This window comes from Pseudomonas multiresinivorans, assembly GCF_012971725.1.
In the GTDB taxonomy this organism is placed as follows: Bacteria; Pseudomonadota; Gammaproteobacteria; order Pseudomonadales; family Pseudomonadaceae; genus Pseudomonas; species Pseudomonas multiresinivorans.
Genome location: NZ_CP048833.1, coordinates 1,626,197 through 1,651,039 on the forward strand (window position 1 = coordinate 1,626,197; position 24,843 = coordinate 1,651,039).

Consider the following 24,843-nt stretch of genomic DNA (forward strand, 5'->3'; position numbering starts at 1 on the left):
GTTCGATTCGAAAGTCGCCTTCGGACGCGGTTTTCAGTGATGTCTGTCAGTCGTTCAAGCGATTGGTGCGGGCGAACTCAACGAGATCCACGAGGCTTTCAAGGTTCAGCTTCTCGAGAATACGCGTCTTGTAGGTGCTGACGGTCTTCTGGCTGAGGAAGAGTTCCTCGGCGATGTCCTTGTTGCTCATGCCTCTCACCAGGCTGCGCAGTACCACCAGTTCGCGCGGCGTCAGGCTGGCCACCGGGTCGGCGTTCTTGTCGATGCTCAGAGACTTTTCCGGGAAGCAGCGATAGCCCGAGACCAGCATGCGAGCGGCGTTGAGAATGGCGCTGGTGTCCTTGTTCTTGCTGACGAATCCATGCGCACCCGCGGCTTCGACCTTGCTCGAATACAGACGTTCATCCTGCGAGCTCAAGACCAGCAGGCGGATGTTCTCGTCGAAGATGTGGATACGCGCCAGCAGGTCGAGGCCATCCATCCCTGGCAGGTTGAGGTCCAGTATCACGAGGTCCGGACGTTCCTTGCGGACTGCGTCCAGGCCTCCATGGCCATCGGCCGCCTCGCGTGCTACTTCGAACTGCGGATCCTGTTCGAGCAGCGAACGGATCGCCAAGCGCATCGCGGGGTGATCCTCGATCAGCACCACACGTTTCTTCATGGTTGACTCCCTGAGTCCAAATGATTGCGCGCATTGATCTTGAAGATAGACCAGTTGTTCAAGCACCTACGGAATATTCCTATGCGTAGGACCGAAAGCATGCGGAAAATCAACTTGGGAGGGCATGGGCCTGCAAGCGTGCGTGGAGACTTGCTGTGCAGACGGAATTCTGCTCAGCAAGCCCCGATAGATCAGCGCTGCAGCGCCAGCGCCACGCCTTGGCCGCCGCCGATACAGAGCGTCGCGAGGCCCTTTTTCGCGTCGCGGCGGAGCATCTCGTGCAGCAGGGTGACCAGTACGCGGCAGCCTGATGCGCCGATTGGGTGGCCGAGGGCGATGGCGCCGCCGTTGACGTTCACCTTCGAGGCATCCCAGCCCAGTTCCTTGCCCACCGACAATGCCTGGGCGGCGAACGCCTCGTTGGCCTCGATCAGGTCCAGGTCGGCCAACTGCCAGCCGGCTTTCTCCAGGCAGCGGCGGGTAGCCGAGACCGGGCCGATGCCCATGATGGCCGGGTCGACACCGGCGTTGGCGTAAGCAGCAATGCGGGCCAGGACCGGCAGGCCCAGTTCTGCAGCCTTGGCCGCACTCATCAGCAACACGGCGGCCGCACCGTCATTGAGGGTTGAAGCATTGCCGGCGGTGACGCTGCCGTCCTTCCTGAACGCTGGTTTGAGCTTGGCCAGGGATTCTGCGGTAGTGCCGGCGCGGGGCTGCTCGTCGGTGTCGAAGCGCAGTGCTTCGCCCTTGCGCTGGGGGATCTCGATGGCGGTGATTTCGGCCTTGAAGCGGCCCGCTTCGATGGCGTCGGCGGCCTTGCGTTGCGATTCGGCGGCGAAGGCGTCCTGGGCCTCCCGGCTGATGCCGTACTTCTCCACCAGGTTTTCGGCGGTGATGCCCATGTGGTAGTCGTTGAAGGCATCCCACAGGCCGTCCTGAATCATGCTGTCGACCAGTTTGGCGTGGCCCATGCGCAGGCCGGTGCGGGCGCCAGGCATGACGTAGGGGGCGAGGCTCATGCTTTCCTGGCCGCCGGCGATGACGACATCGGCGTCACCACAGCGGATGGCCTGGGCAGCCAGGTGCAGGGCCTTGAGCCCGGAGCCGCAGACCTTGTTCACCGTCATCGCAGGCACCGTGTTGGGCAGGCCTGCGGCAATGGAAGCCTGGCGCGCCGGGTTCTGGCCGGCACCGGCGGTCAGTGTCTGGCCGAGGATGACTTCATCCACCCGGGCCGGATCCAGGCCGGTCTGTTGCAGCAGGCTGCGAATCACCGCGGCGCCCAGTTCATGGGCCGGCAATGTGGCGAGCGAACCCTGGAAGCTGCCGATGGCGGTACGGGTGGCAGCGACGATGACGACTTCTTGCATGACGCGAATCCTCTGGCTGGCGCGGCAACGGCCGCAGCGAAGGAGCATGGTTGCACGCTCGCCGCCGGCTCACCACCCTCCGAACCGAGTGGTCACGTTTCAGCGCAGAGGGGGCAGCCCCATGCGTCGGCGCGCGCGGTGCAGCGAACCGTTGCGTACCGCCCAGCGCAACAGCGGCACGCTGCGCTTCACGCTGGAACGGATCAGCTGGCGCTGCAGGCTGCCGAGGCTCAGACCGAGCTGGTCAGTTGCCCACTCTGGGAGCAGGTCGATGCCGGCGCGCATCATCAGCATGCCGAAGGGCTTGGCGAGGAAGCTGGGGGCGGGGGCGTTGAAGAGCACGCTGACCACTTCTCGGGTGCGTTCGTCGTAGCGAAGCTGTGGGCGCATGCGTTGCAGGTAGGCAGCAACCTCCACCCGCGAGCGCGGGACATTGCGTGCACCGAGGCGCTCGGCGATCAGGGCTATCTCGTCGTAGTAGCGGTCCTGTTCTTCGCCGGAAAGATTCGGGTTCAGGTAGCGCAGGTGCGACGCGAGGAAGCAGCTGACTTCGGCGACGTGCACCCAGGTGAGCAGGTCCGGGTCGCTGGCCGCATAGGGTGTGCCGTCGGGAAGGGTGCCGTGGACGCCATCGTGGATGCGGCGCACGCGCTCGATCAGCTTCTCGGCGTCACCGCGCGAACCATAGGTGGTGGCGGAGATGAACTGCCCGGTGCGGCGCAGGCGGCCGAGCATGTCGGCGCGGAAGTTGGAGTGGTCCCAGACGCCACCGAGTGCGGCCGGATGGAGCATCTGCAGGAGCAGGGCGCTGATGCCGCCAATGAGCATCGAACTGAAATCACCATGGACTTTCCAGCTGATGGATTCCGGCCCGAACAGGCCGGGGTCGCCCTTGGGCGACTCGAAGTCGACCCCGCCCAGGGCGAGGCCGGTCAGGCTGAGTACCTGGCTTTCGATATGACGGCGAACGGTTTCCATTGCGGCGGACAGGCCTCAGGGCAAGGACGACAGGTCTGTTGCATAAACCTAGCATCTTTGCGCCCTCGGCCTGTAGCGCAGGTCAACGGTTGAGGCGGTTGTCGATCAGCCCCTGGACCACGCTGGGGTCGGCCAGGGTCGAGGTGTCGCCGAGGTTTTCCAGTTCGTTGCAGGCGATCTTGCGCAGGATGCGCCGCATGATCTTGCCCGAGCGCGTCTTGGGCAGGCCCGGCGCCCACTGCAGCATTTCCGGCTTGGCGAAGCTGCCGATCTCCTTGCTCACCAGGGCCAGCAGTTCCTGCTTGAGTGCGTCGCTGGGCTCGATGCCGTTCATGGTGGTGACGAAGGCGTAGATGCCCTGGCCCTTGAGGTCGTGCGGATAGCCGACGACAGCAGCCTCGGCGACCGAGTCATGCAGCACCAGCGCGCTCTCCACCTCGGCGGTGCCGATGCGATGGCCGGAGACGTTGATCACGTCGTCCACGCGGCCGGTGATCCAGTAGTAGCCATCCTCGTCGCGGCGGGCGCCGTCGCCGGTGAAGTAGTAGCCGGGGTAGGGCTTGAAGTAGGTATCGATCATCCGCTGGTGATCACCGTAGACACTGCGGATCTGGCTGGGCCAGCTGGCTTTCACGGCGAGTACGCCGGAGCCGGGACCATCGATTTCCTTGCCCTGCTCATCCAGCAGCACCGGTTGCACGCCGAAGAAGGGGCGGGTCGCCGAGCCGGGCTTGAGGTCGGTGGCGCCGGGCAGCGGAGTGATCAGGATGCTGCCGGTTTCGGTCTGCCACCAGGTGTCGACGATGGGGCAGCGCTTCTCGCCTACCACGTTGTAGTACCACTCCCAGGCTTCCGGGTTGATCGGCTCGCCCACTGAACCGAGCAGGCGCAGGCTGCTGCGATCGGTCTTCTGCACCGGAGCCTCGCCCTCGCGCATCAGCGCGCGGATGGCGGTGGGTGCGGTGTAGAAGATATTCACCTGGTGCTTGTCGATCACCTGCCAGAAGCGCGAGGCGTCCGGATAGTTCGGCACGCCTTCGAACATCAGTGTGGTGGCGCCATTGGCCAGCGGGCCGTAGACGATGTAGCTGTGCCCGGTGACCCAGCCCACGTCCGCGGTGCACCAGTAGATGTCGCCGTCGTGGTAGTCGAACACGTACTTGTGGGTCATCGCCGCGCCCAGCAGGTAGCCGCCGGTGGTGTGCAGCACGCCCTTGGGTTTGCCGGTCGAGCCGGAGGTGTAGAGGATGAACAGCGGGTCCTCTGCATCCATCGGCTCCGGTGCGCAGTCCTCGCTGGCCTCGCGCAGGGCCTCGTGGTACCAGAGGTCGCGGCCTTCGACCCACGGGATCTCGCCCTGGGTGCGCTCGACCACGACCACGGTGGACACGTTCGGGCAGTCCGCCAGGGCTTTTTCCACGTTTTTCTTCAGCGGGATGTACTTGCCGCCGCGCACGCCTTCGTCGGCGGTGATCACGGCGCGGCAATCGGCATCGTTGATGCGGTCACGCAGGGCGTCCGGGGAGAAACCGCCGAACACCACCGAGTGGATCGCGCCGATCCGCGCGCAGGCCAGCATGGCGTAGGCGGCTTCGGGGATCATCGGCATGTAGATGCAGACCCGGTCGCCTTTCCCGACACCGCGGCTCTTGAGCACATTGGCCAGGCGGCAGACATGGCTGTGCAGCTTGCGGTAGGTGATGTTGGCGGATTCGGTCGGGTTGTCGCCTTCCCAGATGATGGCGACCTGCTCGGCGCGCTGTTCGAGATGGCGGTCGATGCAGTTGTAGGTGACGTTGAGCTGGCCGCCCTTGAACCAGGTGGCCTGGCCCTTCGCCAGATCGCCGTGGTGCACCGAGTGCCAGGGCTTGAACCAGTCGAGGAAGGCCTTGGCCTGCTCGCCCCAGAAGGCTTCCGGGTCGTTTACCGACTGCTGGTAAAGGCGCTGGTAGGCGTCATTGTCGAGGTAGGCACGCTTGCGTACGGCCTCCGGCACGGGGTGAAGGCTGATCTCGTACATGGGGAATCCTTGTTGTTGTTGAGCCGAGATGCCCTCAAGGGTGCATGCAAGGCCTGGCGGGTTCAAGGGTTGTCCATGTTGTTTCGACGCGCCAGGGCGGGGGAACGTTCCGGCGGCGGATGTCCCTTGCGCTTGCAGGCGGGGTGGCGGCGTGGTGTGGCGTTGGCCGGCGAGGCGGCAGGAGCGGGAGCGGTGCTGTGTTGCCCGTCGATTGCCGGGCAGGAGGGAAGCTGGACGCGCAGGGGCGCATCCAGCTGTTTTCGTCAGCCGCGGTGACGGCCGCGGAAGAAGTCGATCAGGCCCTGGGTGGAGCCGTCCTCGGCGGCGCTTTCCTCGCTGCCGACCAGGCGGCCGTAGACCGCCTTGCCCAGCTCCTTGCCCAGTTCCACGCCCCACTGGTCGAAGGCGTTGATGCCCCAGAGGATGCTTTGCACGTAGACCTTGTGCTCGTACATCGCGATCAGCGCGCCCAGGCGGCGGGCGCTGATGCGCTCCAGCACCAGGGTGTTGCTCGGGCGGTTGCCCGGGATCACCTTGTGCGGCGCCAGGCGCTGCACTTCGGCCTCGTCCACGCCCTTGGCGCGCAGTTCGGCCTCGGCTTCGGCGCGGCTTTTGCCGACCATCAGAGCCTGGCTCTGTGACAGGCAGTTGGCGTACAGCCACTGGTGGTGGTCGGCCACCGGGTTGTAGCTGGACACCGGGACAATGAAGTCGGCCGGGATCAGGTGGGTGCCCTGGTGCAGCAACTGGTGGTAAGCGTGCTGGCCGTTGCAGCCCACGCCGCCCCAGATCACCGGGCCGGTGCCGGCGGACACCGGGGTGCCGTCCTGGCGCACGCTCTTGCCGTTGGACTCCATGTCCAGCTGCTGCAGGTGGTCGGTGATATTCCGCAGGTAGTAGTCGTAGGGCAGGATCGCATGGCTGCGCGCGCCCCAGAAGTCGCCATACCAGACGCCGAGCAGGCCTAGCAGCACCGGGATGTTCTTCTCGAACGGCGCGGTGAGGAAGTGCTGGTCCATGCTGTAGGCGCCGGACAGCAGCTCCTTGAAGTTGTTGATGCCCACCGACATGGCGATTGGCAGGCCGATGGCCGACCACAGCGAGTAACGGCCACCGACCCAGTCCCACATCGGGAAGACGTTTTCCGGGCGAATGCCGAAGGCGGAAGCGGCTTCCTTGTTGCTGGAAACGGCGATGAAGTGGCGGTACAGCTCCGCCTCGCTGCCTCCCTGGGCCAGGTACCAGGCGCGGGCAGCCTGGGCGTTCTTCAGTGTTTCCAGGGTGCCGAAGGACTTCGACGAGACGATGAACAGCGTGGTCTCGGCGTTGAGCTTGGCGGTCATCTCGCGGAATTCGCTGCCGTCGATGTTCGCCAGGTAGTGGCAACGCACGCCTTTCTGGGCGAAGGGTAGCAGCGCTTCGGAGACCAGCTGCGGGCCCAGGAAGGAGCCACCGATGCCGATGTTCACCACGTCAGTGATCGGCCTCTCGGTGTAGCCGCGCCACAGGCCGTTGTGCACGGCGGCGACCAGTTCGGTCATCTGGTGCAGCACGCGGTGCACCTCGGGCATCACATCGTTGCCGTCTACCAGCACCTTGTCGCCGATAGGACGGCGCAGCGCGGTGTGCAGCACCGGGCGGCGCTCGGAGGCATTGATCACCTCTCCGCGGAACATGGACTGGATGGCCTCGCCCAGCTTGGCTTCCTCGGCGAGCTTCACCAGCAGGTCGAGAGTGTCCTGGCGGATCAGGTTCTTCGAGAAGTCGAGGAACAGGCCGCAGGCGCTGAGGGAGAAGCGCTTGAAGCGCTCCGGGTCCTCGGCGAACGCCTCGCGCATGGTGAAGTTCTGCAGATCCTGGCGATGTGCGGCCAACGCCTGCCAGCTCGCCAGTTTGGTGGCATCCAGCGGGGTGAGGTGGTGTTCCATGACGTACCTTCGGGTGAGACGTGCGTGTTTGAGCTTGAGGCTTTCGAACGGAAAAGATGCCCGGTGGTTCCAGGCATCGCTTCTTCGGATCAGGCGAGCTGGACCGGGATCGCGTTGCTGGTATGGCTCAGCTCGTTACCGGGAGCCATGTACAGCATGCGCGGCTTGTAGTCTTCCAGCTCGGCATCGCTGAACTGAGCGTACGCGCAGATGATCACCCGGTCACCCACCTTGGCCTTGTGAGCGGCGGCGCCGTTGACGGAAATCATCCTCGAACCTTCTTCGCCACGGATGGCGTAGGTGGTGAAGCGTTCGCCGTTGTCGACGTTGTAGATCTGGATCTGTTCGTACTCGCGGATTCCGGCGAGATCGAGCCATTCGCCGTCGATGGCGCAGGAGCCTTCATAGTCGAGCACGGCGTGGGTGACTTCGGCGCGGTGCAGTTTGGCTTTGAGCATGATGCTCTGCATGACGTGGCTCCTGTTTTTCTTCTGGTCGAGGAGAGCGGGGCGAGTATGCCCGAGCACCCGAAGTCGCTCAAGGCCGCGGTTGGCGCGGCTTCGAGGCGAAAATTCGGGTGTCGGGCGGGGAATCAGTCGATGTGGAAGGCGAGGTTGTCGATCAGCCGGGTGGTGCCGAGGAAGGCGGCGACCAGGATCACCAGCTGATGGTCTTGCGCGCTGGCCGGGTGCAGGCCGGCGGGCTCACGGGCCTCCAGGTAATCGATGCGCAGGCCGGCGTCCTCGATCTGCCGGCGACCTTCGGCCAGCAGGGCGGGGAAGTCACGCTCGCCCTGGCGAATGCGCTCGGCGAGTTGCTTCAGAGTGCGCTGCAGCACCGGCGCGACGGCGCGTTGCTCTTCGGTCAGGTAACCGTTGCGGGAGGACAGCGCCAGACCATCCTCCGCACGCACGGTCGGCTCGCCGAAGATCTGGATCGGCAGGTTCAGGTCACGCACCAGCTTGCGGATTACCGCCAACTGCTGGAAGTCCTTCTCGCCGAACAGCGCCATGTCGGGCTGGACCATGTTGAACAGCTTGCAGACCACAGTGGCGACGCCGTCGAAGTGGCCCGGTCGGCTGCCGCCGCACAGGCCTTCGGATACGCCGGTCACATGCAAGCGGGTCTGGCCGTCCATGCCGTCCGGGTACATCTCCTCGACGGTGGGGGCGAACAGCAGATGGCAGCCGGCGCTGAGCAGCTTCTCCTGGTCGGCGGCGAGGGTGCGCGGGTACTTGTCCAGGTCTTCGCTGGGGCCGAACTGCAGCGGGTTGACGAAGATGCTGGCGACCACGAAATCGGCGCGCTGGCTGGCCTTGGTCACCAGCGCGGCGTGGCCGGCGTGCAGGTTGCCCATGGTAGGCACCAGCGCGATGCGCTTGCCTTCGCTACGGGCGCGCGCCACAGCGGCACGCAGCTCGCGGACTGTCTTGACTGTGTTCATCAGGCGAAACCGTGCTCCGGGCCAGGGAAGGTACCGTCCTTCACGGCCTTCACATAGGCAGCGAAAGCGGACTGGATATCGGGCTGGCCTTCGAGGAAGTTCTTCACGAACTTCGGCGAACGACCGGACAACGACAGGCCGAGCATGTCATGCATCACCAGCACCTGGCCGTCGGTGCCGGCGCCAGCGCCGATACCGATGACCGGGATCTTCACGGCTTCGGTGATTTCCTTCGCCAGGGCGGACGGCACGCACTCCAGCAGCAATACAGCAGCGCCGGCCTGCTCCAGGGCAATGGCGTCGGCGCGCAACTGGCGCGCCTGGTTTTCCTGGCGGCCCTGGACCTTGAAGCCGCCGAACAGGTTGACGGCCTGCGGGGTGAGGCCCAGGTGTGCGCAAACGGGGATGCCCATCTGGGCCAGGCGAACGATCGGCTCGGCGAGCCAGGAGCCGCCTTCGAGCTTGACCATATGGGCGCCGGCCTGCATCACCTTGACCGAGTCGCGCAGCAACTGGTCCAGGGAAGTGCCGGATTCGAACGGCAGGTCGGTGACGATCAGTGCGCCCTTGTTACCGCGTTTGACTGCGGCGGTGTGGTAGGCCATGTCTTCGACGGTCACCGGCAGCGTACTGTCGTGACCTTGCAGCACCATACCCAGGGAGTCACCGATCAGCAGCATTTCGGCACCGGCCAGGCTGGCGGTGTGGGCGAAAGTGGCATCGTAGGAGGTCAGCATCGCGATCTTTTCGCCGCTTTGCTTGAGACCTTGCAGGGTGGTCAGGGTGACATCAGGCATGAAAGTGTCCTCGGTTCTGCGCCGGGCAGGGGCAAACGGGGCCCTATAGTCCGGATCGAAAAAGGCGAAGTCAATTGCAGGTGTTACCGGACTGTTACGGCGTTACTGTCAGTGCGCCCCACGCCTGGGGCGCAGCATGCCTCAGGACAGGCGCTCGAGGCCGCAGAACGGACAGGCGGCGAGCAGCTCGGGCAGGGTACGACCGTCGGGGAAACGCAGTTGCGGGGCCAGGTCTGCCAGCGGGTAGAGCACGAAGGCGCGGGCGTGCATGTGGTAGTGCGGGACGGTGAGGCGCGGCTCGTCGATCACCCGGTCACCGAACAGCAGGATATCGAGATCGAGGGTGCGTGGTCCCCAGCGCTCGTCCTTGCGTACGCGCCCTTGTTCCAGCTCGATGGTCTGCAGCGCATCCAGCAGGGCGAGTGGGTCCAGGTCGGTATCCAGCGCGGCCACGGCATTGACGTAGCGTGGCTGGTCCGGCGGGCCCAGCGGATCGCTGGCGTACAGCGGGGAAACCACCGCTACCTTGCTGGCGGGAATCTGCGCCATGGCCTTCAGTGCGGCTTCCAGCTGCTGGCGCGGCTCGGCGAGATTGCTGCCGAGCCCGATGTACACGCGCTCGCTCATTCGCTGCTGGTGCCTTCGGTGCGTGGGCCGCGGCGGCGGCGGTTGTTGCCGCCACGCCGGCGCTTGCGCGGAGCTGCGCCGGCTTCTTCCTGCTGGCTGGCCAGGTTGCGGATCATGCCGCGACGCTCGCCATCGCTGGCTTCCTGGTAGTCGGTCCACCAGTCGCCGAGACCTCCGGTTTCCTCGCCGGCGCTCTCGCGCAGCAGGAGGAAGTCGTAGCCGGCGCGGAAACGCGGGTTCTCCAGCAGCAGATCGGCCTTCTTGCCCTGACGACGCGGCAGGCGCTCCTGCATGTCCCAGATCTCGCGGATCGGGATGGTGAAACGCTTGGGCACCGCGGTGCGGCGGCACTGTTCGAGGATCAGTTCGTGGGCGGCTTCCTGCATCGCCGGGATCGGCGGCATGCCGCGGTCCTGGAGTTTCAGCACGCGGGCAGGCAGGGCCGGCCAGAGCAGCGCGGCAAACAGGAAGGCCGGGGTGACCGGCTTGCCCAGGCGAATGCGCTCGTCGGTGTTGGCCAGGGCCTGGCGCATCAGCTTGCCGGCGTATTCCGGGTCATCCTTCAGCGCCTTGGCGCTCGCCGGAAACAGCGGAGCGAACAGGTCGTATTCGTTGAGCAATTCGAAGGTGCGCTCGGCCTTGCCGCTGAGGAGCAGTTTGAGCACCTCGTCGAACAGGCGCGCGGACGGAATCTCGTTGAGCAGCGGGGCGAGACGGCGGATCGGCGCAGCGCTGTGCTTCTCGATCTCGAAGTCCAGTTTGGCGGCGAACCGCACCGCGCGCAGCATGCGCACAGGGTCTTCAAGGTAACGCTGCTCCGGGTCGCCGATCAGGCGGATCAGGCGGTTGCGGATATCGCGCACGCCATGGGCGTAATCGAGGATGCGCTCGCCGGTAACGTCGAAGTACAGGGCGTTGATGGTGAAGTCGCGGCGCTGAGCATCGTCTTCCAGGGTGCCGTAGACGTTGTCACGCAGGATGCGGCCGGCTTCGTTGCGGGAAGCATGGGCGTTATCGGTGTCGTCGTCTTCGGTGACCGGATGGTTGGCGCGGAAGGTGGCGACCTCGATGATCTCGCGTCCGAAGTGGACATGGACCAGCTTGAAGCGGCGACCAATCACCCGCGCGTTGCGGAATTCGGCGCGCACCTGCTCGGGGGTGGCGCTGGTGGCCACGTCGAAGTCCTTGGGCGGGATGCCCAGCAGCGGGTCACGTACACCGCCGCCGACGATGTACGCCTGGTAGCCGGCCTTGGTCAGGCGCTCTACGACGTTCACCGCGTTCCTGCTGAACTGTTCCCGCCGCAGCGAGTGCTGATGATTGCCAACGACTTCCGGAGTAGTGCGGACAGCGCGCGGACGGCGCAGTGGGGATCGGATGGACTGGATCAGCTTTTTCAGCATGTGTGCACTATCGGGAATAGGTGTATGGATGGCATACGCAGGTCTCGGCAAGCCGCCTGATTACGGCGTTTCCTGGAGGATAGCGGGTGTCTGCCGCTGCCTTGAAACAAATGGCAGCAAATCGAATGCCGTCTGCGCCGCGGCGATTCTAGCATTGTGGGATGGGATGATGAAGAAAACTGGGGAAAGGGACTTGCGGGGAGAAGGGGAGAGGGTGTAGCAAAAGCTACTGGGGGAGCCGAGGCTCCCCCCCAAATAGGTGCGTGCTTTGTTTTTATTATGATTACCGGGCTTGTTGTTTTTGTTTGTAGACCCGACCCTCGAAGCTACCTGCTTCGGGGAACCTTCCACACTTGGAAGGTGTTCAATAGCAAACGGATTGCTTTGGTCGCTGAGTGAGCAATGATCTTGCGATCCAACCAGTTTTGCGTGCTGTCTCAAGACAGTTTTATTCTTCTTGACTGGTTGCGGGATTGATCCCGACGGCTACCCTTCTCCAAAAGAATCAGTTAGCTGCGCCTCCGCGATTTTGTTTTTGTTGTGCTGGAGTCGTTTCGTCTTGTTCTTATTTTGAGTGGTCGTGCTTGTTATTGTTGTTGTACCAATAACAAAGCAGATGCCGTGCCAACTTTTGCGAATCCTTATTTTTCAAGGGTTTGCGAGGATTCACCTCCGAATGGCAGGCACAAAAAAGCCGGGTTTTCGTTACCGATGAACCCGGCTTTGTTACGGAGCATGTCTCCGGTAACAGTGTGGTGACCTGTTACGAGTCCGCCGCGGCACCCGATTTGCGGCGTGGGATACCCAGGCGCTGGCGTCGTTCCCACAGGCACTTGCGGCTGATGCCCAGCTTGCGGGCCAGCTCGGTCTCGGTCATGTGGTCCTGGTGTTCGAGGACGAAGTGCTGGAAGTAGTCCTCCAGCGACAGATCCTCGGTGGGCTCGTGGGCGCTGGCGCTGCCGTTGGTTGGGCGCAGGTCGCCGTCATCGCCGAAGTCGTCTTCCAGGTCATCCAGTTCTATGTCGATGCCCAGAAGGTCGGCGGGGATTTCCTGCCCTTCGCTGAGGATCACCGCACGCTCGATGGCGTTCTCCAGCTCGCGCACGTTGCCCGGCCAGGGGTAGTGACGGATGGCCTGCTCGGCCTCATGGGAGAAGCTCAGCGCCGGGCGCCCCATCCGGGAGCACTGGCGCGCCAGGAAGGAGCGCGCGATTTCCATCACGTCCGGGCCGCGTTCACGCAGCGGTGGCAATTTCAGCGAGATGACGTGGAGACGGTAATAGAGGTCTTCGCGGAACTGGCCGGTCTTGGCCAGCATCTTCAGGTCACGGTGGGTGGCGGCGATCAGGCGCACATCGACCTTCTGCGACTGCACCGAGCCGACGCGGCGGATTTCACCTTCCTGCAATACGCGCAGCAGGCGTGCCTGGGCTTCCAGCGGCAGTTCGCCGATCTCGTCGAGGAACAGGGTGCCTCCATCGGCAGCCTCCACCAGGCCCGCGCGACCCGCGCTGGCGCCGGTGAATGCGCCCTTTTCGTGGCCGAACAGTTCGGATTCGATCAGGGTTTCCGGGATCGCGGCGCAGTTCACCGAGATCAGCGGCGCCTTGGTGCGCTTGGACAGGTTGTGCAGCGCACGGGCAACCAGCTCCTTGCCGGTACCGGACTCGCCCTGGATCAGCACATTGGAATCAGTCGGCGCGACCTTGCGGATCTTGGTGTAGAGCTCCTGCATGGGCGGGCAGGAGCCGATGATGCCGATATCGCCATCCGCGGCGGCGGTGTTACCGCTGCTGCGCTCGGCGGCCTTGGCGTTACCGCGGGCTTCGGCGGGGGCGTTACGGTTCTCCTGGCGATCCTTGAGGATACGTGCCACGGCCTGGAGCATCTCGTCGTGGTCGAACGGCTTGGCGATGTAGTCCACCGCGCCCATCTTCATCGAGTCCACCGCCGAGCGCAGGCTGGCGTAGCTGGTCATGATCAGCACCGGGGTGCCCTGGGCCAGCTTGATCAGTTCGGTACCCGGTGCGCCGGGCAGGCGCAGGTCGCTGACGATCATGTCGAACGACGGAATGCTGTAGCGCTCCTGTGCCTCCTGCACCGAGCCTGCCTCGCTGACCTGGTACTGGTTCCGCTCGAGCAACCGTCGCAGGGCGGAACGGATGATGGTTTCGTCTTCGACGATGAGGATATGTGCCATGTATTCAGCTCTCTCGACGTGCTCGTTTACTGCTCGGCCGTCGGGCCAGGATGCCGCGGCAAGGTGACGCTGATGCGGGTGCCGCATTCGCGTTCCGGGTCTGCCGGGCTGTCTATGGTGATTTGCCCATAATGCTCTTCCACGATCGAATAGACCAGCGCGAGGCCCAGGCCGGTCCCTTTGCCTGGGTCCTTGGTGGTGAAGAACGGCTCGAAGAGGCGGTCGATGATCGATTTGGGTATTCCGCTGCCTTCGTCCTCGACGATCAGGTCGATGGTCTGCTCGGACGCTTCGCTGCGCACTCGGATCGCTCCGTTGGGCGGGGAGGCGTCGCGGGCGTTGGACAGCAGGTTGATCAGTACCTGCGCCAGGCGCTGGGAGTCGCCTTCCACCCAGTGTTCCGAATCGCAGAGGTTGAAGAACTGCACGTCGACGCTGCGCTTGTTCAACGAGAGCAGGCCGATGGCTTCCTGGGCGACGTCCGCCAGGCATACCGGCTCGGCCGCGACCTGCTTGCCGCCGGCGTGGGCGAAGCTCATCAGTGATTGCACGATGCGCGAGACGCGCTTGGTCTGCTCGAGGATCTGCCCGCTGATCTCGGTCAGTTCGCTATCGCCTTCGCGCTCTTCCCGCAGATTCTGCGCCAGGCAGGCGATACCGGTGATGGGGTTGCCGATCTCGTGGGCGACGCCGGCGGCCAGGCGACCGATGGAAGCCAGGCGTTCGGAGTGGATCAGTTTGTCTTCCAGGGACTGGGTTTCGGTGAGGTCTTCCACCAGCAGTACCAGGCCGCTGTTACCGGGCGCGAGAGGTTCCTCGATCGCCGCCTTGTGCAGGTTCAGCCAGCGGGTCTGGCCCTCGATGGACAGGCGCTGCTTGTGCAGGTGCTCGTCCGGTGCATCGATGAAGCCTTCCAGCAGCCCGCGCCACGGGTCGGGCAGGGCAGCCAGGCGGGAGCCGACCACGCGTTGCGCGCTGACGCCGGTGAGGTCCTCGATGGCGCGGTTCCACATGAGGATTTCCTGGTCCTTGGCCAGCGAGCAGACGCCCATCGGCAGGTCCTGCAGGGTCTGGCGGTGGTAGCGGCGCAGGGTATCCAGCTCGGCGGCAAGGCCGGTGAGCCGGGAGTGGTAGTCCTCCAGGCGGCTTTCGATGAAGTGGATGTCTTCGGTGACGTAGCTTTCGCTGGCGGCCTTGTAGGGCAGGAAGGTTTCCACCATGTCCTGCGCCACGCTCGGGCCCATCAGGCCGGACAGGTTCGCCTCGATCCGGTCGCGCAGACGTCGCATGGCGTAGGGCCGGCGCTCGTCGAAGGGCAGGTGCAGGTCACGCAGGGCTTGTTCCACTTCACGTTGTGCGGTTTTCGCGCCCAGCGGCTTGGCCAATTGGCTGGCGAACTCCTGCGGGGAGTGGGCGAGCAGTTCGCGGCGCTGCGGGCGGCGGACGTTATCCACGGCGCAGGCTTCGGCGGCGCCTTTTTCTTCGTCGCTGGCCTCGGTGAACAGCGACACCAGGGTGAACACCAGCACGTTGGCGGCCAGCGAGGCGAGTGCGGCGAGGTGCCAGGTGGTGTCGTCCAGCACGTAGAGCGAGTTGAACAGCGGCAGATAGATGCTCTGCATGTTCGCCACCAGCGGGACGAGCATGGTCGCGCCCCACACCAGCATTCCCGCTACCAGACCGGCAATGAAGCCGCGGCGATTGGCGGTGGGCCAGTAGAGCACCGCCAGTGCGCCCGGCAGGAATTGCAGGGTGGCGACGAAGGAAACGATGCCCAGGTTCGACAGGTCCTGCTCGGCGCCCAGTAGCAGGTAGAAGGCATAGCCGGCCATGATGATCGCGGCGATCAGTGCGCGGCGTGTCCATTTCAGCCAGCGGTAGATGTTGCCCTCGGCCGGCGGCTGGTAGAGCGGCAGCACCAGGTGGTTGAGCACCATGCCCGAGAGCGCCAGGGTCATCACGATGATCAGGCCGCTGGCGGCGGAGATGCCACCGATGAAGGCGGTCAGCGCCAGCGCCGGGCTGTCCACCGAGATGCCCAGGCCGAGGGTGAAGTATTCCGGGTTGGTCGAGGCGCCCAGGTGCAGGCCTGCCCAGAGGATCGGTGGCACCGCCAGGCTCATCGGCAGCAGGAACAGTGGCAGGCCCCAGCTGGCGCTGAGCAGTGAGCGCGGGTTGAGGTTTTCGGTGAAGGTCATGTGGAACATGTGCGGCATGACGATGGCGGCGGCGAAGAACACCAGCAGCAGCGTGCGCCACGGCCCTTCGGCTAGCGGCGTGTGCAGAGTGCTCAGGGCTTCCTGGTTCTGCAGCAGCCAGACTTCCAGGCCGTCTGGGCCACCGAAGACGCCATACAGGGCGAACAGACCGATGGAGCAGAGTGCCACCAGCTTCACCAGCGACTCGAAGGCGATCGCCATCACCAGCCCTTCGTGGCGCTCGCGGGTGGCGATATGGCGCGCGCCGAAGAGAATGGCGAACAGCGTGATCAGCGCGCAGAACGCCAGCGCCGCGCGGTTGGGCTCCGACTCGCGGGTGAGGATGCTGATGGAGTCGGTGACCGCCTGGATCTGCAGCGCCAGCATTGGCAGCACGGCGATCAGCATGAACAGCGTGGTCAGCGCTCCGGCCCAGGTGCTTCGGAAGCGGAAGGCGAACAGGTCGGCCAGCGAGGACAGCTGGTACGCCCGCGTGATGCGCAGGATCGGATAGAGCAGCACCGGGGCGAGCAGGAAGGCACCGGAAACGCCCAGGTAGATCGCCAGGAAGCCGTAGCCGTACTGGTAGGCCAACCCGACCGTGCCATAGAAGGCCCACGCGCTGGCATACACGCCCAGCGACAGGGTGTAGATCAACGGGTGGCGCACCAGCCGGCGCGGGATGAAGCCGCGCTCGGTGATCCAGGCGACACCGAAAAGGACCATCAGGTAAGCGGCGCTGATCAGGATCAGCTGGGTGAGGCTAAAGCTCGTCAGCATCGCGCTGGCTCTGCAGGATGAAGGTGACGACGATCAGGATCAGCCACAGCAGATACGGGCGGTACCAGGCGCCGTGGGGATCGATCCACCAGTCCATGATGGCCGGTGAGAACAGGTAGATGCCCACGACCAGGAGCAACACCAGTCGGTAGATGTACATGTCGTCTCTCTCTTGGTTCGGCGGGCAGGCTACCTGTGCGCACAGTTGCCGGCAAGCCGGCCCGGCTCTTGCCGAAGGACTGGCAGTCCTTGTTGGAGCGAGCTTGCTCGCGAACCGCTTGATGCCGGCGCCGCCGGAAATCTTGTTCGCGAGCAAGCTCGCTCCTACAGAAAAGCTGTCGCCCGTGTGCCCTGTACGAGCAGTCTAGAGCTGCGCGTCTTCCAGCGTCAGGCTATGGGGGATGGCGTCGGCATTCCAGTGCGCGATGCCCCAGGCGAGGACTTCGCGCGGCGCGCTTTGCGCCAGCCCAGCGGGCGGGTTCTGACCCAGCGCCTTCAGCGCGCGCACCAGCAGCGGGGCAGCCTGTTCGGCCTCCAGCGGCGGCGAGCGGTAGGACTTGCCCAACTTGTGGCCATCGGGCTGGATGATCAGCGGGACGTGCAGGTAGCGCGGCGCGGCGATGCCCAGCAGTTCCTGCAGATAGAGCTGGCGCGGGGTGTTGTCCAGCAGGTCGGCGCCGCGGACGATATCGGTGACACCCTGCCAGGCATCGTCCAGCACCACCGCCAGTTGATAGGCGAACAGCCCGTCGCGGCGGCGGATGATGAAGTCACCCACTTCGCGGCCCAGGTGCTGGTGGAATTCGCCCTGCAGGCGGTCGGTGAAGCGATAGTCCAGTTCCGGCACGCGGATGCGGATGGCGACGTCGCCGTGCCAGTCATGTTGTGCGTCGCGGCAGGTGCCGGGATAGATGCCGTTGCTGCCTTCGAGCTGCTTGCGCGAGCAGGTGCAGGCGTAGGCCAGGCCGCTGCGCAGCCATTGTTCGACTTGCGCGGAGTAGGTTGCGTGGCGGGCGCTCTGGCGCTCCACCGGGCCGTCCCACTCGAAGCCGTAGCGTTCCAGGGTTTCCAGGATGGCCGCCTGGGCACCGGGCATTTCCCGTGGCGGGTCGAGGTCTTCCATGCGCACCAGCCACTTTCCACCCACCGAGCGCGCATCCAGGTAGGAAGCGACAGCGGCCACCAGCGAGCCGAAGTGCAGGTAGCCGCTGGGCGTGGGGGCGAAGCGTCCGATGTACTGGGTGGCGGGCATGGCGGCTCTTCAGATGGCAGCAGAAACGAAACGGGGCGCCGCAGCGCCCCGTTCGGGATCAACCAGGCTCAGGAGCCCAGCTGCTTTTCCTTGATTTCCGCCAGGGTCTTGCAGTCGATGCACAGGGTGGCGGTGGGGCGGGCTTCCAGACGGCGGATGCCGATCTCGACGCCGCAGGAATCGCACCAGCCGTAGTCGTTGTCTTCGATCAGTTGCAGGGTCTCGTCGATCTTCTTGATCAGCTTGCGCTCGCGGTCGCGGGCGCGCAGCTCGAGGCTGAACTCTTCTTCCTGGCTGGCCCGGTCGGCCGGGTCCGGGAAGTTCGCCGCTTCGTCCTGCATGTGGTGCACGGTGCGGTCCACTTCTTCCATCAGCTCAACTTTCCATTTGTTGAGGATGGAGGTGAAGTGCGCGCGCATGCGATCACTCATGTACTCCTCGCCCTTGGTTTCCTGGTAGGGCTCGAAGCCACGAATCAGTTGGCTGCTCTGTTGTTTTGCTTTGGTGGGCATGGATGACCGCCTCTCACTCTCGCTAATCCTCTCGCGGATGGTCCCTCTCCGGCACCGCCGGCCCCGCGCTCGCAGCGGGCGAACTTACCAGAACGATTACCGGGACGCTACTCCCGGTTGTCGAGCCTGACAGTGCCCGCACATACCTGACCGCCAGCTTGCCGACCCACTGGTCACGACCAGCGGGTTTCTCGGCAAACCTTTGCAGGATCGCTGGCGTTTGCCCGACGAAGCCTGCAAATTCCCAGGCGCCGCGCCATCTGTGCGCGGCCGCCCAGTATTTATCAGTGGCCTGTTAGAATCCCGGCTCTGTCGCAAAGTTCGGAATATTGCATGGCCACCACCTTCAGTGCGCGTAGCCGCGCCATCGAACCCTTCCACGTCATGGCGCTGCTGGCGCGGGCCAACGAGCTGCAGGCCGCGGGCCACGACGTCATCCACCTGGAAATCGGCGAGCCGGACTTCACTACCGCGGCGCCCATCGTCGAGGCCGGGCAGCAGGCCCTGGCAAATGGTCACACGCGCTATACCGCCGCACGTGGCCTGCCGGCGCTGCGCGAAGCCATCGCGGGCTTCTACGGCCAACGTTACGGTCTGTCGATCGACCCGCAACGCATTCTCGTCACGCCCGGCGGCTCCGGCGCCCTGTTGCTCGCCAGCAGCCTGCTGGTGGATCCGGGCAAGCACTGGTTGCTGGCCGATCCGGGTTACCCATGCAATCGCCACTTTCTGCGCCTGGTGGAAGGCGCCGCGCAACTGGTGCCGGTCGGCCCGGAGAGCCGTTACCAGCTCACCCCGGAGCTCGTCGAACGGCACTGGGATCAGGACAGTGTAGGCGCTCTGGCCGCATCGCCGGCGAATCCTACGGGCACCCTGTTGCACAAGGATGAACTCGCCGCGCTGTCGTCCACGCTCAAGGCGCGTGGCGGCCATCTGGTGGTGGACGAGATCTATCACGGCCTGACCTACGGCATCGACGCGTCCAGCGTCCTGGAGGTGGATGACGACGCCTTCGTCCTCAACAGTTTCTCCAAATATTTCGGCATGACCGGCTGGCGCCTGGGTTGGCTGGTGGCGCCGCCGGATGCAGTGGGGGAGCTCGAGAAGCTGGCGCAGAACCTTTACATCAGCGCGCCGAGCATGGCCCAGCACGCCGCGCTGGCCTGCTTCGAGCCGGCCACCCTGGCGATCCTCGAGGAGCGCCGCGAAGAGTTCCGCCGCCGCCGCGACTACCTGCTGCCGGCATTGCGCGAGCTGGGCTTTGGCATCGCCGTGGAACCGGAGGGTGCCTTCTACCTGTACGCGGACATCAGCGCTTTCGGCGGCGACGCCTTCGCCTTCTGCCAGCACTTCATCGAGACCGAGTACGTGGCCTTCACGCCCGGTGTCGACTTCGGGCGTTACCAGGCGTCGCACCATGTGCGTTTCGCCTATACGCAGAGCGTCGAGCGCCTGCAGCAGGCGGTGGAACGCATTGCCCGCGGCCTCAAGACCTGGCGCCCCTGATGCGCTTCGAGCCGGCGCTGGAGGAGGCGCGTCTGATCAAACGCTACAAGCGCTTCCTGGCGGACATCGAGACCGCCAGCGGCGAGTTGCTGACCATCCACTGCCCGAACACCGGCTCGATGCTCAACTGCATGAGCGAAGGTTGCCGCGTCTGGTTCAGCCGTTCCGATGATCCCAAGCGCAAGCTGCCCGGCACCTGGGAACTGGTGGAGACGCCGCAGGGCCGCCTGGCTTGCGTTAACACCGGGCGGGCCAATCGGCTGGTGGAAGAGGCGTTGCTGGCCGGCACGGTAACCGAGTTGGCCGGTTTCGATGAACTGCGTCGGGAGGTTGCCTACGGGCAGGAAAACAGCCGCGCCGACTTCCGCCTGATGTACGCCGGCAAGCCGGTGTTCGTGGAGGTGAAGAGCGTGACCCTGGGCTTCGAAGACACCACCGTCGCCGCCTTCCCCGATGCCGTCACCCAGCGCGGCGCCAAGCACCTGCGCGAACTCGCGGCCTTGGCGCGCGACGGTATGCGCGCGGTGCTGCTATATGCGGTGAGCCTGTCGGAGATCGAAGCGGTGCGCCCGGCGAAGGAGATTGATCCGGCCTATGCGGCGGCGCTGGCTGAGGCGCGTACTGCGGGGGTGGAAGTGCTGGCGTATGGGGCGCGGATTGATACCCGGGAGATTTGCCTCGATCGGCGGCTGAAGGTGTTGCTCTAGCCGCTCGGCTGCTGCTCTGGCGTTGGGCTGTTCGCGAGCAAGCTCGCTCCTACAATAAAGCGCGATGCCAGCCTGTAGGTGCGAGCCCGCCCGGAACCGTTCCTATTCCTGAGCGTTCTCGTCCAGCCAGATACCCTGCTCGTCTTCCCGGCAGGGCAGCGCTTCCAACACTTCACCCAGACACGGGCCCTGGATGCACTCACCGGTCTCGATCAGGAACAGTGCGCCATGATGGCCGCATTGCAGCAGGCGGCCGCTGGCATCGAGAAAATTCTCGGCATCGTAGCCCAAGGGGATTTCCCGGTGCGGGCAGCGGTTGCGGTAGGCGTACACGCGGCCTTCGCGGCGTACGGCGAAGAGGTTCAGGCCGGCGGCCTTGAAGCCCCGGCTCTGGCCTTCGGCCAGGTCATGCGGGGCGCAGAGCAGGATCATTCGACACGGTCTCCATCAGGGCGGCCATTATCCGCGCGTGGATGGCAGGACCGGAAGAGGGTGCACTTCCGTGTGCTGAAGTCTGTGCTCGCCGGGAGCCCCGGCGAAATCGGCGCCGACCTTAAGCCTCTCTGCAATCTAATGCAAATAATTATCAAATAGATTTCCTAATTTTCCTGTGGCAAGGTTCGTCCATGCTGCCGCACCGCGGCAGGCCACCTTTCGAACGAGGAACTCTGCAATGACGACCCTGACTGCGCCGGCCTCCGAGCTGTACCGCGCCTGGCAAGCCCTGCGCGCCGAGAAACCGCGCCTGCGCGCCCGCGATGCAGCGCACCACCTGGCCGTGAGCGAAGCCGAGCTGACGGCCAGCCGCCTGGGGGTGGACGCCGTGCGCCTGCGCACCGACTGGGCCGAGCTGCTGCCGGCACTGGGCGAGCTGGGGCAGATCATGGCGCTGACCCGCAACGAGCATTGTGTGCACGAGCGCAAGGGGCCGTACCGCGACGTGACCGTTTCCGCCAATGGCCAGATGGGTCTGGTGGTTTCCCCGGACATCGACCTGCGCCTGTTCCTCGGCGGCTGGGCCAGCGCCTTCGCCGTCAGCGAGGAGACCGCCCACGGTACCCAGCGCAGCATTCAGGTCTTCGACCGCCAGGGCACCGCTGTGCACAAGGTCTTCCTCACCGAGCAGAGCGACCTCGCCGCCTGGGACCCGCTGGTGCGCAGCTTCACTGCTGCCGAGCAGCGCGCCGACCTGGAGCTGGTACCGCTCGAGCCCAAGGCGGCTGCTCTGGTCGACGGCGAAATCGACGTTGCCGCTTTGCGTGAGGGCTGGGCGGCCCTGAAGGACACCCACCATTTCTTTGCCTTGCTGAAGAAGCACAAGGTCCAGCGCACCCAGGCGCTGCGCCTGGCCGGCCGTGAGTGGGCCGAGCCCCTGGACAATGCCGAGCTGCCGCGCCTGCTGGAGGCGGCCGGTGCAAGCCAGTTGCCGATCATGATCTTCGTCGGCAACGCCCATTGCATTCAGATCCACACCGGCACCGTGGAAAACCTCAAGTGGATGGACGACTGGTTCAACGTCCTCGATCCGCTATTCAACCTGCATCTGAAGACGCCGGGTGTGGTCGAGTTGTGGCGCGTGCGCAAGCCGAGCAGCGATGGCGTCATCACCAGCTGGGAAGCCTTCGATGCCCATGGGGAGTTGGTGCTGCAGGTGTTCGGCGCACGCAAGCCAGGAGTTCCGGAGTTGCAGGGCTGGCGCGAACTTGCCGAATCCTTCCCGGCACTCTGAGGGCCGACACGATGAAGAAAGCTTCCATGACTGCCCGTCCGCTGCTGGCCGGGCTGCTCACCGGCCTCTGCCTGACTGCCACCAGCGCGCTGGCCGATACGCTGCCGCAGCGTTGGGTGAGCGCTGGTGGTTCGCTCAGCGAATGGGTTGTTGCCCTGGGGGGCGAGGCCAAGCTGGTCGGCGTCGATACCACCAGCCTGCATCCGGCTTCGCTGCAGGCGTTGCCGAAGATCGGCTACCAGCGACAGCTCGCCGCCGAAGGCATCCTGGCGCTGAAGCCGGATATTCTGCTGGGCAGTGAGGAAATGGGCCCACCGCCGGTCCTGCAACAGTTGCGCGCCGCTGGCGTGCGGATCGAAACACTGTCGGCCAAGGCTGACGAAAAGACCGTGCACGACACCATCCAGCGCCTGGGCGAACTGCTCGGCGCGGTGGACAAGGCGAAGCGGGTCGAGTCGGACTTCGATGCACGCCTTGCCGCGCAGGACGCCTGGGTGAAGAAGGCCCAGGCCGCACAGGCCGCTCCCGGTGTCGTGCTGCTGGTCGGGCATGCCGGCGGCAACCTGCTGGTGGCCGGGCAGGACACCTCCGGCGACTGGCTGATCCAGCATGCTGGCGGCCGCAACCTCGCGACCCATACCGGCTACAAGACGCTCTCCACCGAGGCCCTCACCGCGCTGAACCCGCAAGTGGTGGTGCTCAGCGACCGCGCGCTGGACGGCGACAAGGCACGCGCCGCATTGACCCGGCAGAACCCCGGCCTTGCCGCGACCAGCGCAGTGCGCGACGGTCGCGTGCTGGTGCTCGACCCGACCCTGCTGGTCGGTGGCCTTGGTCCGCGCATCCCCGACGGGCTGGCTAGCCTCGCCCAGGCCTTTTATCCTTCGGCGCAGGCCCTGAACACGGAAAGTCGTCCTTGACCCGGATCGTTACCGCTCGACCGTTGTTCCTGTTCCTCGGTTTTCTCCTGCTGCTGGTCGTCTGGCTCTCACTGGCCCTCGGGCCGGTGAGCCTGCCGCTGGGCGATACCCTGCGCGCGCTGGCGCACATGCTCGGGCTGCCGGTGTCCGTCGACGGGCTCGGCCAGGCTGAACTGATCGTCGGGCAGATTCGCCTGCCGCGCACCTTGCTGGGCATCGCCACCGGCGGCGTGCTGGCGCTGGCCGGTGTGGCGATGCAGGGCTTGTTCCGCAACCCGCTGGCCGATCCGGGCCTGATCGGAGTTTCCAGCGGTGCCGCGCTGGGCGCCGCCATCGCCATTGTCTTCGGCGCTTCCATCGGTGGGCTGCCAGAAGCCTTTGCTCCTTATTTGTTGTCCGCCTGCGCCTTTGTCGGTGGCCTGCTGGTGACGGCGCTGGTGTATCGGCTGGGTCGCCACAACGGCCAGACCAGTGTGGCAACCATGTTGCTGGCCGGCATCGCGCTGACGGCATTGGCCGGCGCGCTGATCGGGCTGTTCACCTACCTCGCCGACGACGCCACGCTGCGCACGCTGACCTTCTGGAACCTCGGCAGCCTTAATGGCGCGAGCTACCCACGTCTGTGGCCATTGCTGCTGATCACACTGCTGGTAGCCTGCTGGTTGCCGCGTCGGGTGAACGCCTTGAATGCGCTGTTGCTGGGCGAGTCCGAGGCGCGCCACCTGGGCTTCGACGTCGAGCGACTGAAGGTCGAGTTGATCCTCTGCACTGCCCTCGGTGTGGGCGCGGCGGTGGCGGCGGCCGGGATGATCGGCTTCATCGGCCTGGTCGTGCCGCACCTGCTGCGGCTGATCGTCGGCCCGGATCACCGCGTGCTGCTGCCGGCATCGATGTTCGGCGGTGCGATCCTTCTACTATTGGCCGACCTGATCGCTCGCCTGGCGCTGGCGCCGGCGGAGCTCCCGATCGGCATCGTCACCGCGCTGATCGGCGCGCCGTTCTTCCTCTACCTGCTGATCCGGGGACGCTCCTGATGCTGTGCGCAGACAAGCTGCTGGTGAAGCGCGGCTCCCAGGTCGTCCTGCAGGATGTGAGCGTGACGCTGCAGCCGGGCGAAGTGCTCGGCGTGCTCGGCCCCAACGGCGCGGGCAAGAGCACGCTGCTCGGCGCCCTGAATGGTGAATTGCCTCTTACCAGCGGAGCGGTGAGCCTTGATGGTCGCCCGCTGGAGTCGTGGCAGGGCCCCGAGCGCGCGCGGCGGCTGGCTGTTCTGCCGCAATCGTCTTCGCTGAACTTCGCCTTCTCCGTCGAGGCGGTGGTGGGTTTCGGCCGGCTGCCTCACGACACAGGCCGCCAGCGCGATGAAACGATCATCCGCGAAGCGATGCGCGCCGCAGATGCCTCGCACCTTGCCGGGCGCAGTTACCTGGCGCTGTCCGGTGGCGAGCGCCAGCGCGTGCACCTGGCCCGAGTGCTGGCGCAGCTCTGGCCGGGTGGAGAGGAGCAGATCCTGCTGCTGGACGAACCGACGTCCGCCCTCGACCCGTTGCATCAGCACACCACGCTGCAGGCTGTGCGAGAGTTCGCTGGGCGCGGCGCGGCAGTGCTGGTCATCCTGCACGACCTGAACCTTGCGGCGCGCTACTGTGACCGCCTGTTGCTGCTCCACGAGACGCGCGCACATCTGCTCGGCACGCCGCGTGAGGTGCTTCAGGCCGAACCCCTGCGCACGGTCTTCGGCCTCGACGTGCTGGTGCAGGAGCACCCGGAGCGCGGCCATCCGCTGATCATCGCGCGCTGATAGGAGTCGC

At 65.2% G+C, this 24,843-nt stretch carries 22 protein-coding genes; 6 read left to right on the forward strand and 16 right to left on the reverse strand.

Annotated features, from left to right (window positions below):
• Window positions 1-46: 46 nt before the first annotated feature.
• From G4G71_RS07425 to dksA, 15 genes are all read right to left on the reverse strand, one after another.
• Window positions 47-661 carry a response regulator transcription factor gene (locus G4G71_RS07425; protein WP_024765336.1) on the reverse strand — a complete coding sequence of 205 codons (615 nt, stop codon included), beginning with the start codon at window positions 659-661 and terminating at the stop codon, window positions 47-49.
• A gap of 191 nt (window positions 662-852) precedes the next feature.
• Window positions 853-2,031: an acetyl-CoA C-acetyltransferase gene (locus G4G71_RS07430; RefSeq protein ID WP_169936514.1), complete on the reverse strand. Its 1,179-nt coding sequence runs from the start codon at window positions 2,029-2,031 to the stop codon at window positions 853-855.
• A 99-nt stretch (window positions 2,032-2,130) separates the two neighbouring features.
• Window positions 2,131-3,009, reverse strand: coding sequence for an oxygenase MpaB family protein (locus G4G71_RS07435; RefSeq protein WP_169936515.1), 879 nt, complete (start codon window positions 3,007-3,009; stop codon window positions 2,131-2,133).
• An 82-nt stretch (window positions 3,010-3,091) separates the two neighbouring features.
• Window positions 3,092-5,029, reverse strand: a complete 1,938-nt coding sequence (gene acs, locus G4G71_RS07440; protein ID WP_169936516.1) for an acetate--CoA ligase — start codon at window positions 5,027-5,029, stop codon at window positions 3,092-3,094.
• Window positions 5,030-5,292: 263 nt separating this feature from the next.
• Entirely contained in the window at window positions 5,293-6,957 is a 1,665-nt protein-coding gene (gene pgi, locus G4G71_RS07445) for a glucose-6-phosphate isomerase (protein WP_169936517.1), read from the reverse strand.
• Window positions 6,958-7,046: 89 nt separating this feature from the next.
• The gene (gene panD, locus G4G71_RS07450; RefSeq protein WP_169936518.1) at window positions 7,047-7,427 is read right to left on the reverse strand and encodes an aspartate 1-decarboxylase; all 381 of its coding nucleotides are present in this window, start codon (window positions 7,425-7,427) and stop codon (window positions 7,047-7,049) included.
• Window positions 7,428-7,549: 122 nt separating this feature from the next.
• Entirely contained in the window at window positions 7,550-8,401 is an 852-nt protein-coding gene (gene panC, locus G4G71_RS07455; RefSeq protein ID WP_054910794.1) for a pantoate--beta-alanine ligase, read from the reverse strand.
• Window positions 8,401-9,198 (reverse strand): 3-methyl-2-oxobutanoate hydroxymethyltransferase, encoded by a 798-nt coding sequence (panB, locus tag G4G71_RS07460; RefSeq protein WP_054910795.1) that lies wholly within the window; start codon window positions 9,196-9,198, stop codon window positions 8,401-8,403. The genes panC and panB overlap by 1 nt, the downstream gene beginning before the upstream one ends.
• A 141-nt stretch (window positions 9,199-9,339) precedes the next feature.
• Window positions 9,340-9,825: a 2-amino-4-hydroxy-6-hydroxymethyldihydropteridine diphosphokinase gene (gene folK / locus G4G71_RS07465; RefSeq protein ID WP_169936519.1), complete on the reverse strand. Its 486-nt coding sequence runs from the start codon at window positions 9,823-9,825 to the stop codon at window positions 9,340-9,342.
• Window positions 9,822-11,228 (reverse strand): polynucleotide adenylyltransferase PcnB, encoded by a 1,407-nt coding sequence (locus tag G4G71_RS07470; RefSeq protein ID WP_169936520.1) that lies wholly within the window; start codon window positions 11,226-11,228, stop codon window positions 9,822-9,824. Before G4G71_RS07470 ends, folK begins: the two co-directional genes overlap by 4 nt.
• A 763-nt stretch (window positions 11,229-11,991) precedes the next feature.
• Window positions 11,992-13,428: a sigma-54-dependent transcriptional regulator gene (locus G4G71_RS07475; RefSeq protein ID WP_169936521.1), complete on the reverse strand. Its 1,437-nt coding sequence runs from the start codon at window positions 13,426-13,428 to the stop codon at window positions 11,992-11,994.
• Between the two features lie 26 nt (window positions 13,429-13,454).
• On the reverse strand, window positions 13,455-16,406 hold the full coding sequence (locus G4G71_RS07480; protein WP_169936523.1) for a sensor histidine kinase: 2,952 nt from the start codon (window positions 16,404-16,406) through the stop codon (window positions 13,455-13,457).
• The gene (locus G4G71_RS07485) at window positions 16,390-16,566 is read right to left on the reverse strand and encodes a hypothetical protein (protein ID WP_015478907.1); all 177 of its coding nucleotides are present in this window, start codon (window positions 16,564-16,566) and stop codon (window positions 16,390-16,392) included. Before G4G71_RS07485 ends, G4G71_RS07480 begins: the two co-directional genes overlap by 17 nt.
• Window positions 16,567-16,770: 204 nt before the next feature.
• The gene (gene gluQRS / locus G4G71_RS07490; RefSeq protein WP_169936525.1) at window positions 16,771-17,658 is read right to left on the reverse strand and encodes a tRNA glutamyl-Q(34) synthetase GluQRS; all 888 of its coding nucleotides are present in this window, start codon (window positions 17,656-17,658) and stop codon (window positions 16,771-16,773) included.
• Between the two features lie 68 nt (window positions 17,659-17,726).
• Window positions 17,727-18,170 carry an RNA polymerase-binding protein DksA gene (dksA, locus tag G4G71_RS07495; RefSeq protein ID WP_015478905.1) on the reverse strand — a complete coding sequence of 148 codons (444 nt, stop codon included), beginning with the start codon at window positions 18,168-18,170 and terminating at the stop codon, window positions 17,727-17,729.
• A gap of 333 nt (window positions 18,171-18,503) precedes the next feature.
• Here dksA and G4G71_RS07500 point away from each other — a divergent pair, with 333 nt between their 5' ends.
• On the forward strand, window positions 18,504-19,676 hold the full coding sequence (locus tag G4G71_RS07500) for a pyridoxal phosphate-dependent aminotransferase (protein ID WP_169936527.1): 1,173 nt from the start codon (window positions 18,504-18,506) through the stop codon (window positions 19,674-19,676).
• Window positions 19,676-20,383 (forward strand): DNA/RNA nuclease SfsA, encoded by a 708-nt coding sequence (gene sfsA, locus G4G71_RS07505; RefSeq protein WP_169936529.1) that lies wholly within the window; start codon window positions 19,676-19,678, stop codon window positions 20,381-20,383. Before G4G71_RS07500 ends, sfsA begins: the two co-directional genes overlap by 1 nt.
• A 102-nt stretch (window positions 20,384-20,485) precedes the next feature.
• Here sfsA and G4G71_RS07510 read toward each other — a convergent pair whose 3' ends face one another.
• Complete coding sequence (locus G4G71_RS07510; protein ID WP_169936531.1) at window positions 20,486-20,815, reverse strand: Rieske (2Fe-2S) protein; 330 nt, start codon at window positions 20,813-20,815, stop codon at window positions 20,486-20,488.
• Between the two features lie 241 nt (window positions 20,816-21,056).
• Between G4G71_RS07510 and G4G71_RS07515 the strand changes: the two genes are divergently transcribed.
• From G4G71_RS07515 to G4G71_RS07530, 4 genes are read left to right on the forward strand one after another with little or no spacing between them, the layout of a single operon-like run.
• Window positions 21,057-22,112 (forward strand): hemin-degrading factor, encoded by a 1,056-nt coding sequence (locus G4G71_RS07515; RefSeq protein ID WP_169936533.1) that lies wholly within the window; start codon window positions 21,057-21,059, stop codon window positions 22,110-22,112.
• A 26-nt stretch (window positions 22,113-22,138) separates the two neighbouring features.
• Window positions 22,139-23,032, forward strand: a complete 894-nt coding sequence (locus tag G4G71_RS07520) for a heme/hemin ABC transporter substrate-binding protein (protein WP_169936535.1) — start codon at window positions 22,139-22,141, stop codon at window positions 23,030-23,032.
• A 50-nt stretch (window positions 23,033-23,082) separates the two neighbouring features.
• Window positions 23,083-24,066 carry a FecCD family ABC transporter permease gene (locus G4G71_RS07525; protein ID WP_169942548.1) on the forward strand — a complete coding sequence of 328 codons (984 nt, stop codon included), beginning with the start codon at window positions 23,083-23,085 and terminating at the stop codon, window positions 24,064-24,066.
• Window positions 24,066-24,833, forward strand: coding sequence for a heme ABC transporter ATP-binding protein (locus G4G71_RS07530; protein WP_169936537.1), 768 nt, complete (start codon window positions 24,066-24,068; stop codon window positions 24,831-24,833). Before G4G71_RS07525 ends, G4G71_RS07530 begins: the two co-directional genes overlap by 1 nt.
• Window positions 24,834-24,843: the final 10 nt, after the last annotated feature.